This is a genomic window from Gordonia amicalis NBRC 100051 = JCM 11271 (genome assembly GCF_000332995.1).
Lineage (GTDB): Bacteria > Actinomycetota > Actinomycetes > Mycobacteriales > Mycobacteriaceae > Gordonia > Gordonia amicalis.
Map to the genome: position 1 here is coordinate 1 of NZ_BANS01000023.1, position 10709 is coordinate 10709.

Sequence of the window (10709 nt, forward strand, 5' to 3'; positions counted from 1 at the left end):
CCCCGAGCGCAGCGAGGCGTCGCGTCGAAACCCGCCCGCCACCACACCCCACCGCCCGGCTCGAACAGCATGGCGCGAGGTTTCGACGCGGCGGCTCGCTCCGCTCACTACCGGCTCAACCAGCAACCCCCACCCCCGCTTGCGGAGGGCGTATCGAAGGGCTACTTCGGTAGCTGGACCTCGAACGAGTGGATGCAGGTGGGCGATCCGGCGTTCTGGGAGACGACGAGCAGCGTTCGGCTGCGCTTCTTCGCGTACGGGGTGTCGGGGTGCCAGTTGCCCCACGCGAGGCCCGACATGTCGCCGGTGACCAGACGCGGCGTGCCGGTCGTGGAGAAGATCCGACGCTTGGGCATCGCCCGCTCCTTGCCGGAGAGCTTCTTCTTGCCGGTCACCGACGTAGCGTCGCGGGTGGTGGTCCAGAAGATGTTCGTCAGCGTGCCCGCTCCGCGTTCGAGGACGAGGAAGTCGGTGGAGTTGATGGCCAGCACGTCGGCGGCCACCTTGTTGGCGTCGGTGCGATAGACGAACTCGCGATCGGTCTTGCCGAAGGTGAGCAGACGCGCCGACGTGCGTCCGTCCTGCTTGAGCCCGCCCGCGGTGAGCACCGAGACCTGACCCTGCGGCCCGACCGCGACGCCGGTCAGCCCACGCTGCCCGGCCACACCCGACTTGGACGCCGGGCGCCACGCGGCGGGCAACCGCAGGTCGCGGACGAACTGGCCGAGCGGGCCGATCTGCCGGACGAACTGGTTGTTGCCACCGCTGACGACGGTGTAACCGCCGTTGGTCTTGCGGATGCCTTCGAACTGCGCACCCCCGGGCAGCAGCGGCACGAACCACGGACCGAGGACCGTGCCACCACCGTTGAGACCAGGTCGGCCGACGAATGACGCGGTCTCCGAGGAGTATCCGATGCGGGCGGTGAAGAACCGTGCAGGGAGAACGTCCTCCGCGATCAGCGCGTACTGCCCGTTGGCGGTCCGGTCCAGTCCGGTGATCCGGTTGAACGTCGGAACGAAGTCGCCGAGCGTCGTCGTGTCGGTGTAGTACGCGCCCACGCCGGCGCCGGAAGCCGGTGCGGCCGAGGCAGGTTGAACTGCGAGCGGAGAGGTCAGCCCGAGTACACAGGCTCCGACGATCGTGGCCCCCCACAAACCTAGTTTCATGAGGGGTACGATACCTCAACCGTCACATCAGCCCCGGACCGAACCAACCGACCGGTCGCCGATCAGGCGAGTCGATGCTTCAGGGCATCCAACTCGTCACGCAGTGAGGTGGGGAGCTTGGGACCGATGAACTCGAAGAGCTCTTCGATCGACGGGATCTCCTCGCGCCACTCGTCGGCGTTGAACGCCAGGGCCTCGGCGACGTCGTCGGCCGGCACGTCGAGCCCGGAGACGTCGATGTCCTCCGGCTTGGCGACGATGCCGATCGGGGTCTCGACGCCCTCCGCCTCACCCTCGATGCGACCGATGATCCACTTCAGCACGCGGCTGTTCTCACCGAATCCGGGCCACAGGAAGCGCTTGTCGTCGCCGCGACGGAACCAGTTGACGTAGAACACCTTCGGCAGCTTGGATTCGTCGGCGTTCTTGCCGATGTTCACCCAGTGCTGCAGGTAGTCACCGACGTGGTAGCCCATGAACGGCAGCATCGCCATCGGGTCGCGACGCACGGTGCCGACCTTGCCCTCGGCCGCCGCGGTCTGCTCCGAGCCGACGGTGGCACCCATGAAGACGCCGGTCTGCCAGTCGCGGGCCTCGGTCACCAGCGGGACGGTCGTCTTGCGACGGCCGCCGAACAGGATCGCCGAGATCGGCACGCCCTTCGGGTCGTCCCACTCGTCGGCCAGCGACGGGCACTGTGCGATCGGGGTGCAGTAACGCGAGTTCGGGTGGGCAGCATTGTGATCGGACTCCGGGGTCCAGTCGTTGCCGAGCCAGTCGGTGAGGTGCGCGGGCGCCGGACCGTCGATGCCCTCCCACCAGATGTCACCATCGTCCGTGCGGGCGACGTTGGTGTACAAGGTGTTTCCGGCCTCGATGGTCTTCATCGCGTTCGGATTCGAGTCGTAGCTGGTACCCGGGGCGACACCGAAGAAACCGAACTCCGGGTTGATCGCGTAGAGACGGCCGTCCTCGCCGAAGCGCATCCAGGCGATGTCGTCGCCGACGGTCTCGGCCTTCCAGCCCGGAATGGTGGGCTGCAGCATCGCGAGATTCGTCTTGCCACAGGCACTCGGGAAGGCCGCGGCGATGTAGTAGACCTTGTTCGCCGAGCTGGTCAGCTTGAGGATGAGCATGTGCTCGGCCATCCAGCCCTCGTCGCGAGCGATGACCGACGCGATGCGCAGGGCGTAGCACTTCTTCCCGAGCAGCGCGTTGCCGCCGTAACCCGAACCGTACGACCAGATCTCGCGGGTCTCCGGGAAGTGGGTGATGTACTTCTCAGTGTTGCACGGCCACGGCACGTCGGCCTGACCGGGCTCGAGGGGAGCGCCCACCGAGTGCAGAGCCTTCACGAAGAAGCCGTCGTCGCCGAGGAGCTCGAGGACACGCGGACCGACGCGGGTCATGATCTTCATCGAGAGGACGACGTACTCGGAATCGGTGATCTCGACGCCCAGCTTGGGGTCGTCGGAGTCCAGCGGGCCCATGCAGAAGGGGATGACGAACATCGTGCGGCCGCGCATCGAGCCGCGGTACAGCTCGGTCATGGTGGCGCGCATCTCGGCGGGCTCGACCCAGTTGTTGGTCGGGCCGGCGTCCTCTTCGGACTCCGAGCAGATGTAGGTCCGCGACTCGACGCGTGCCACGTCGGCAGGGTCGGAGCTGGCGAGGAAGGAGTTCGGCTTCTTCTCCTCGTTCAGCTTGACGAGGGTTCCGGCCTTCACCAGGGCGGCGGTGAGGCGCTCCCACTCCTCGTCGCTGCCATCGGACCAGACGACCCGATCGGGCTGGGTCAGTTCGGCGATCTCCGTGATCCAGGCCAACAGACCCTGATGTTTGGTCGGCGCGCTGCTCGGGTCCAGTCCGGGAATGGTGGCTGCGGTCATCGTTGGGGCCTCCTGCGAGCATGTGACCTGCTGGAATGGTCACCGGTCAGTCGTCTAGGTGTTCAGGATACGTGTACCGAGCGGACGTTAGGTGTGGGGGCCCGCGACTGCGGGTTATCCCACACTCCCCCGATATGGGACCAAAGTCCCTGGAAGACGACCATCGGCCGGCTCCCGAGCAGCTCAACCGATGCGTCCCGAACCGCCGGGAATCCACTCACCGGTCTCCGGGTCGAGCACGGCCGAGCGGAATCCGCCGTCCGCACCGATCTCGGTGATCTTGTCGACCTGGCCGTCCCGGTCACTGTCGGTGTACACGGTGAACCCGTCCGGACCGTTGCGGGTCAGCGAGTCGTTGACCCCGTCGTTGTCGGTGTCGACCTCTGCCGGCCCGAGGTCCCAGATCCGGCCGTCCTCGTGCATCCACAGATGGTCGTCGAGGTCGTCGGCGGACGATTCCGCGTGGATCGCGGCGACCGAGTCCACGTGCGGATCGAGGCCGGTACCGGGTAGGTCTCCGGTCGCGAACGGTCCACCCGGCGCGGACGCCCCGGCGTCGGGGTGACCGGCGTCGAACGGGTCGGACCCCGCGTCGTCGTCGAAGATCGAATCCATCTCTCGCTCACCTGGTCCTGTCGTCGCCGTTGCTGCGGTCGTCTGGGCCGGCCGGATCGTTCGTGCCGGGGTCGGGTTTTTCGATGGAGCCGGTCGGGCGCGGTCCGTCCGGCTCGTCGGCCCACAACCCCTCGGGGCCCCACAACCACTCGGAGCGGGCGACCAGTTCGCGGCGGATGCCCTCGGCGCGGTCACGGCGGATACGCGCCTCCTGCTGCGCGGCACCGCTGCGCAGCCGCCGGATGTCGTCGTCGATCTCCGCGACCTGCTCGGTCGTCCGCCGCGCCCGACGTTCGTGGGCGCGAGCGATCTGTCCCGCTGTCCGGGTCTCGGCTGCGGAGAACCGCAACCCGAGCTGATGGTCGAGTGTGGAGCGGGCGACCGCGAGCCGTTCGGAGACACGGGTCAGGCGGTCGGCACGATCCATCGCGCCGCGTCGGACGCGGATGACCCAGACCGCCACGCCGATCCCCAACAACAGGGTCAGCGGCATGCTGATCCATTGCAGGGTCTGCACCGAGGCCATCGGTGCGACGACGAGGCGTCCGACACCCAGGCCGGTGGAGGCACCGATGACGACCAGCAACGCGTCCTCCGCACCACCTCGGCGCCGCCGGTTGCCCGGCCCGTCTGCAGGCAGCGGGGTGTCGGACCAGGGCTCCCGCGGGGACGGTTCGCGGTCGAGACCCACCAGTGCCGTGGCCGCGACCTCGTCGATGCGCTCGTCGGCGTCGCGGCGGATGTCCTCGGCGAGGCCGGCCCACCGGGTGTCCAACCACGACCGGTGCTCGGCGTCGTCGACCTCCGGAGCATGGTCGGCGGCCGCCGCGAGTTCGCGGACACGCGACTGGAGCTCGGCCGAGCACTGCGCCCGGGCTCGGGCGAGGCCGGCTCGCACGGCGGCGAGTCGGTCGACCCGGCCGCGATCCCGCGACGACAGCAGCCGACGACGCGTACTCATCAGGTCGTCGAGCGTTTTGGAGGAGTCGGTGTCGGTTCCGACATCGGCCAGCAGATGCTCGACGGCCCCGACGCCGGCCGCGACCCGGGCCCGTTCGAGGCGCAGTGCATCGGGGGCCGCGTGTGCCTCTCGTATCCAGTCGACCAGCGCGTCGACGCCTGAGTCGACGACGTCTCCGCCGAGTGCCGCTGCCGCCGACACCCCGAACACCGGCATCGTCCCGAACGGGTCGAGGGTCGTGCGGTGGGCCCGCACGATCCGGGGCCATTCCCAGAAGGCGTCGATCTTGGTGCACACGAGCGCGACGGTCCCGACCTGGGCACGCGCCTGCTCGACGAGGTGTCGTTCCTCGTCATCCACCGACGACGAGGGGTCGACGACGACCAGCGCGACACCCGGCCGGGCTCCGCCGTCGGGTCCGGGCTCCCCGGCCTGGACGTCCCGGGCATGGATCTCGAGGTCGGGGGCCAGTTCGCGGATGGCGTCGACGAGCGTGCGCACCCCGACCCCCTCGGTCCCGACCACCAGGACCCCGGAACCGGAACCGACGCGTGCGGCGTCGAACCCGGTCAGTTCGCGCGTCCCCTCGAGGATGCGGGTACTCACCCGAGACCTCCCGCCGCCAGCAGCCGTTCGGCGTTCTCCCGGTCACACCCGCCGGCCACCGCGCGTTCGAGTTCGGCGCGGATCTCGACCTCGCGCCAGAACCGGACGCGACCGACGCGGTCGGAGATCTCCGTGGTGAGCTGCGGAACCCCGCTGATCGCGTGCAACGCACGATTGAGCGCCGACGCGTCGGCCGCCATGTCCGATCCCTCGGCGATGAGCCGCAGCGCGGTGTCGATCCCGAAGGCGTCGATGCGGCGCAACAGCCCCTGCCGCAGTATTCGCTCCTCCGACCCCGGCGCGCCGACGAGGAATCGGCCGGCCATCGACGGCATCTCGGCCCCCTCGGCGGCCAGCCTCGCGAGGGCGGTGAACTCAGTCGCGTCGAGGTCGGCACAGGCCAGCAGCTGGGAGACCGCGTGGACGGGCAGGCCGAGTTGCGTCGAGGACCGATTCGCGGCGTCGACCGCGGCGTCCCAGTCGGGATGGGTGTCCGCCTTGCCCAGGACGACCACGACGCGATCGGCCGGCAACGATCGCAGCAGTTCGTGATCGGCCCGGCGCGGCGGCCCGGCCAGCACGAGAACCCAGAGGTCGGCGTCTGCGGCCGCGCGGGTGTCCTCGCCCGGGCCGATCACCGTCAGCGCCAGCCGCTCGCGCAGGGCGCGGGCCATCGTGTCGCGTCCGACGCCCGGCCTGCCGACCACCTGCACATTCAGCGGCCGTAGAAACCGTTGTCCCGCCGCGGAGAGGATCGGGACCAGAGGCGACGACGGCTCGACGAGCCCGGCGAGTCCGCCCTGTTCAGCGGCCATGGACAGGGAGTTCCGGTCCGGCCGTGGCGCTGGTGACGCATTCGTCGATGTGCCCACGTCTCCATGCCCTTCCCCGCCCGACATCCCGCGTGTTCCGCGGCTGGCCCGAGACTAATCCCGATTCACCCCGATGGGCGTCCTGACCTCCACATCCCCCGCCAACTGGCCGTTCCGTCCCCACGAACTCACTGCCACTTGACGGACACGCCTCACCCGCGACTTCGTGGAAATGCCACGATGCGCAACGATGGACGGGTGAACAACAGCGCTGACAGGTCACGGTTGTATCCCCGCGTGACGAGCTTCCGATTCCGCCGGGGGACCTTGACGACCGGGCAGCAACGCAACTGGGAGACCCTCTGGCCCGTCCTCGGCCGCGACCTCGAGATCGGCCCGGAACGCATTCCCGAACCCCAGCTCGACCTGAACGCCATGTTCGGCCGGGACGCCCCCAAGGTGCTGGAGATCGGCAGCGGCACGGGAATCTCGACCGCGGCGATGGCCGAAGCCGAACCCGACGTCGACGTGGTCGCGGTCGAGGTCTACAAGCCCGGCCTGGCCCAGCTGCTCGGCCTCATCGACCGCAACGAGCTGACCAACGTGCGGCTGATCCGCGGCGATGCGTCGATCGTCCTGAGGGAGCTGATCCCGTCGTCGAGCCTCACCGGCGTCCGACTGTTCTTTCCCGATCCCTGGCCCAAGTCGCGTCACCACAAGCGCCGGTTCGTCCAGACGGGCACACTGGAGCTGATTGCCGACCGCCTCGTCCCCGGCGGCGTGTTGCACATCGCCACCGACCACGCGGGTTACGCCGAGTGGATCGCCGAGAAGCTCGCCACCCAGGACGCCGACGCCCCGCATGTCGTGCAGCTGACCCGCGAGTCCCCGATCCTGCTGGAACGGCCGACGACGAAGTTCGAGGGTCGTGCGGAGCGAGAGGGCCGGTACGTGAGCGAGTTCGTGTACACGCGGCCCATCCCGCCGGCCTCCGCATCCGGCGACACCACCGACGGGAGCCCGGCATGACCGACCAGAGGCCTGGCGGATCCCCTGGCGGATTCGCGGACACCATCTCGGGCCAGACCGGCACGCGCCGGATGCTGCTGGTCTGGGATGCGCCCAACATGGACATGGGCCTCGGCGCCCTGCTGGGCGGTCGTCCGACGGCTGCACACCGCCCCCGGTTCGACGCGCTGGGCCGGTGGTTGCTGCACCGGACCGCAGATGTGTCAGCTCTCACGGAGGGTGAGAACGGCGTCGAGCCCGAGGCGACCGTCTTCACCAACATCGCCCCAGGTAGCGCAGACGTTGTGCGTCCCTGGGTAGACGCCCTCCGCAACGTCGGTTTTGCGGTGTTCGCCAAGCCGAAGCTGTCCGATGACAGCGATGTGGACTCCGACATGCTCGACCACATCGAACTTCGCAGGCACACTGTTGGACTAGCCGGTGTGATCGTGGCGTCCGCCGACGGCCAGGCATTCCGCGAGCCGCTCCTCGAAGTGGCCGCCGACGGGGTGCCCGTCACCGTCATCGGTTTCCGCGAACACGCCAGTTGGGCCCTCACCACCGAGGAACTGGAGTTCGTCGACCTCGAGGACATCCCGGGCGTGTTCCGGGAGCCGCTGCCCCGCATCGGGCTGGACTCGCTTCCGGACGAAGGCGCCTGGCTCACACCGTTCCGGCCGCTCAGCGCGCTACTGCGCTGAACGCGCGCGGTGCCTCGTCGGATGTCGCCGAGGGGCTCGCTGAGGGTGTCACCGACCCCGACACCTCAGGGATCACTCAGGCAACACTGTCAAGATCTCACGGAGAACTGACAGAATCGCGACCGGCACCGTTCACCTCCGGCACGGCGCGCGTCGCGGCGCACCGACGGCCCGACACCCCTGGACCGCGGCCGGCGCCCGACACGTCGCACACGAAAGGACATCAGCGTGTTCCGAGTAATCGGCACATTCGTGTATCGAATGCGCTTCCTCGTCATCGCGGTGATGATCGCACTGATGGCGGGACTCGGACTATACGGCCTCGACCTCAGCAAGCATCTGAGTCAGAGCGGTTGGTTCGACCCCACGTCGGAATCCGATCTCGGCGCCCGCTACGCCGACAAGGCACTCGGCCGCGATCACACGTCTGATGTCATTCTCCTGGTCACGCCACCGGAAGGCACACGGGTCGACGACCCGGCCTTCGGGAAAAAGGTGGAGACCTTCGTCGAAGACCTGATCGCCACCCACCCCGACATCGTCGGGCGCGCCGACCCCGGCCTCTACGACCCGTTCCTCGTGCAGCCGGCGCAGAGCGCGGTCCAGGCGCGACTGTTCACCTCGGACAAACGTCAGGCCTTCATCAGCATCGGCGTCGCCGGTGACGACGACACCACGGTGCTGGCGAACTACAACACCATCGAACCGTTCTTCGACGACATCGCCGAACGCTTCGACATACCCGGGGCCACCTTCGAGCTCGCCGGCCTGCAACCCGTCGCCGGGTCGATGGCCGACGGCATGGACAAGGACATCAAGCGCGCCGAGGTCATCGCGCTGCCGGTGGTCGCGCTCATGCTGTTCTTCGTGTTCGGCGGCGTGATCGCGGCGTGTCTGCCGGTCCTGATCGGCGGCCTGACGATCGCGGGATCGCTGGGCATCATGAAGATCCTCGCGCTGACCACCGAACTCAACATCTTCGCGCAGTCCGTGGTGACGCTGATCGGTCTCGGCATCGCCATCGACTACGGCCTGTTCATCGTGTCCCGCTTCCGCGAGGAACTCGGCGAGGGCTATTCCACCAAGGCGGCGGTCCGAAGAACCGTGATGACCGCGGGCCAGACCGTGGTGTTCTCGGCGACGATCATCGTCGCCGCCCTCGCCTGCCTGCTGATCATGCCCCAGGGATTCCTCAAGTCGGTGGCCTACGGCGCCATCGCGTCGGTCTCCCTCGCCGCGATCCTGTCGATCACGGTGTTGCCGGCGATCCTGGCCATCCTCGGGCCGCGGGTCAACATGCTGTCGATCAGCACCATCCTCAAGTTCACCGCGATCCCGCTGGTCCGGCGCTTCTCGACCGAGGAACGCGCCGTCGCACTCGAGAACCGGTTCTCCGGCCGGATGAAGACCAGCCAGGAAGTCGAGAACGGCTTCTGGGGGCGTCTCGCCACGTGGGTGATGAAGCACCCGGTGAAGACGGCGATCCCGACCGTCCTCCTCCTGCTGGCTCTGACGATCCCGTTCGGGAGCATCCAGTTCGGCGGCATCAGCGAGAAGTTCCTGCCGCCGGACAACTCGGCTCGTGTGGCCCAGGAGAAGTTCGACGAGTACTTCCCCAGTGAGCGCACCGAGGCGGTCAAGCTCGTCATCGTCTACGACCAGACGAACCAGGAAGACCAGAACAAGCTGGAGGCCATCGCCCGGCAGGCCGACCAGGTTCCGGGTTTCACCAACAAGTTCAGTGACCCCGACAAGGCCGGCTTCGGCTCGTACGACGCCGAGAAATACCCGAACGTGGGCGTCTATCAGGTCTCGGCCGGTCTGGTCGACCGCACCAAGGCCGCCCAGGCGATCGATCAGCTCCGGGCGATCGACACGCAGGGCCTCACGATGTACGTGACGGGTACCCCGGCTCTCACCCAGGACTCGATCGACGCGCTGATGGACCGGTTGCCCCTGATGGCGATCATGCTGGTCCTCATCACCGGCCTGTTGATGTTCCTGCAGTTCGGTTCGCTCGTCCTGCCGATCAAGGCGGCACTGATGACCGCGCTCGGCCTCGGTGCGACGCTGGGCATCCTGACCTGGATCTTCGTCGACGGCCACGGCTCCGGCCTCGCGAACTTCACCCCGGGTCCGCTGTTCGCGGCGATCCTCGTGCTGATCATCGCGATCATCTTCGGTCTCTCCACCGACTACGAGGTGTTCCTGCTCTCCCGCATGGTCGAGGCCAGACAGCGGGGCGCGAGTACCACCGAATCCATCCGTAGCGGCATCGCCCACACCGGCGGGATCATCACCGCGGCGGCCGCCATCCTGGTCGTCGTGACAGGTGCGTTCAGCCTGTCCGACATCGTGATGATGAAGTACATCGCGTACGGCATGATCGCGGCGCTGATCCTCGATGCCACGGTGATCCGCATGCTCCTCGTGCCGTCGGTCATGAAACTCCTCGGCGACGACTGCTGGTGGGCGCCCCGCTGGATGCAGACGGTGCAGCGCAAGATCGGTCTCGGCGAGGCCGTACTCGAGGACGAGCCCGACGAGCAGCGCGATTCCGGCGTGGCACGCAAGATGAGTGCGGGCACGCTGGTGGCGGAGGCCCCGACCTCGGTCATGGCCGCGGCCCGGCCGCGTACCGTTCCCGCGGGCGCCGCACCGGTCCGACGCGGAGCGCCCGGCCGCGATGGACGACAGCCAGTTCCCCCGCGTCCGAATGCGCCCGCGTCCAACGCGCCCGCGTCGAGCGCACCGATGACCAACGCACCGATGACACCGACGCGCCGGCCCGGCGCGCCCGCGCAGCGCAGCGGCGGACCGGGTCCCGTGACCCCCGCACCCATGCCCGCGGAGGTCCCCGGGCGCGCGGTCACCGGTCGCGTGGGCCCGTCGACACCGCCGACCGCACAGCCGTCCGGCGCCCAGGCCTCGCCTGCGCACGAGGCACC

The 10709-nt window shown here is 68.5% G+C and carries 8 protein-coding genes; 3 read left to right on the top strand and 5 right to left on the bottom strand.

All coding sequences use genetic code 11. The features are described from left to right. Window positions 1–161 precede the first annotated feature (161 nt). From GOAMI_RS12030 to GOAMI_RS12050, 5 genes are all read right to left on the bottom strand, one after another. Window positions 162–1169 carry an esterase-like activity of phytase family protein gene (locus GOAMI_RS12030; RefSeq protein WP_006436790.1) on the bottom strand — a complete coding sequence of 336 codons (1008 nt, stop codon included), beginning with the start codon at window positions 1167–1169 and terminating at the stop codon, window positions 162–164. A gap of 62 nt (window positions 1170–1231) precedes the next feature. After that, window positions 1232–3058 (bottom strand): phosphoenolpyruvate carboxykinase (GTP), encoded by a 1827-nt coding sequence (locus GOAMI_RS12035; RefSeq protein ID WP_006436791.1) that lies wholly within the window; start codon window positions 3056–3058, stop codon window positions 1232–1234. A gap of 183 nt (window positions 3059–3241) precedes the next feature. Then, entirely contained in the window at window positions 3242–3673 is a 432-nt protein-coding gene (locus GOAMI_RS12040; RefSeq protein WP_006436792.1) for a DUF6802 family protein, read from the bottom strand. 7 nt (window positions 3674–3680) lie between these two features. Continuing rightward, window positions 3681–5240 carry an ERA-like protein 1 gene (locus GOAMI_RS12045; RefSeq protein ID WP_006436793.1) on the bottom strand — a complete coding sequence of 520 codons (1560 nt, stop codon included), beginning with the start codon at window positions 5238–5240 and terminating at the stop codon, window positions 3681–3683. Continuing rightward, a complete protein-coding gene (locus tag GOAMI_RS12050; RefSeq protein WP_006436794.1) occupies window positions 5237–6055 on the bottom strand; it encodes a hypothetical protein in 819 nt (272 codons plus the stop codon). Before GOAMI_RS12050 ends, GOAMI_RS12045 begins: the two co-directional genes overlap by 4 nt. A 237-nt stretch (window positions 6056–6292) precedes the next feature. Here GOAMI_RS12050 and trmB point away from each other — a divergent pair, with 237 nt between their 5' ends. The 3 genes from trmB to GOAMI_RS12065 form a co-directional block, all read left to right on the top strand. Then, entirely contained in the window at window positions 6293–7081 is a 789-nt protein-coding gene (gene trmB / locus GOAMI_RS12055) for a tRNA (guanosine(46)-N7)-methyltransferase TrmB (protein WP_006436795.1), read from the top strand. Next, entirely contained in the window at window positions 7078–7761 is a 684-nt protein-coding gene (locus GOAMI_RS12060; protein ID WP_006436796.1) for an NYN domain-containing protein, read from the top strand. Before trmB ends, GOAMI_RS12060 begins: the two co-directional genes overlap by 4 nt. Window positions 7762–7989: 228 nt before the next feature. Beyond that, window positions 7990–10709, top strand: a 2720-nt coding sequence (locus GOAMI_RS12065; protein WP_006436797.1) for an MMPL family transporter, incomplete at its 3' end; no start/stop codon positions are given.

Excerpts from the sequence above, each read along its gene's own strand:
- GOAMI_RS12060 (WP_006436796.1), top strand. The coding sequence starts at position 7,078 with ATGACCGACCAGAGGCCTGGCGGATCCCCTGGCGGATTCGCGGACACC.
- GOAMI_RS12040 (WP_006436792.1), bottom strand. The coding sequence starts at position 3,673 with ATGGATTCGATCTTCGACGACGACGCGGGGTCCGACCCGTTCGACGCC.
- GOAMI_RS12035 (WP_006436791.1), bottom strand. The coding sequence starts at position 3,058 with ATGACCGCAGCCACCATTCCCGGACTGGACCCGAGCAGCGCGCCGACC.
- trmB (WP_006436795.1), top strand. The coding sequence starts at position 6,293 with ATGCGCAACGATGGACGGGTGAACAACAGCGCTGACAGGTCACGGTTG.
- GOAMI_RS12030 (WP_006436790.1), bottom strand. The coding sequence starts at position 1,169 with ATGAAACTAGGTTTGTGGGGGGCCACGATCGTCGGAGCCTGTGTACTC.
- GOAMI_RS12050 (WP_006436794.1), bottom strand. The coding sequence starts at position 6,055 with ATGGCCGCTGAACAGGGCGGACTCGCCGGGCTCGTCGAGCCGTCGTCG.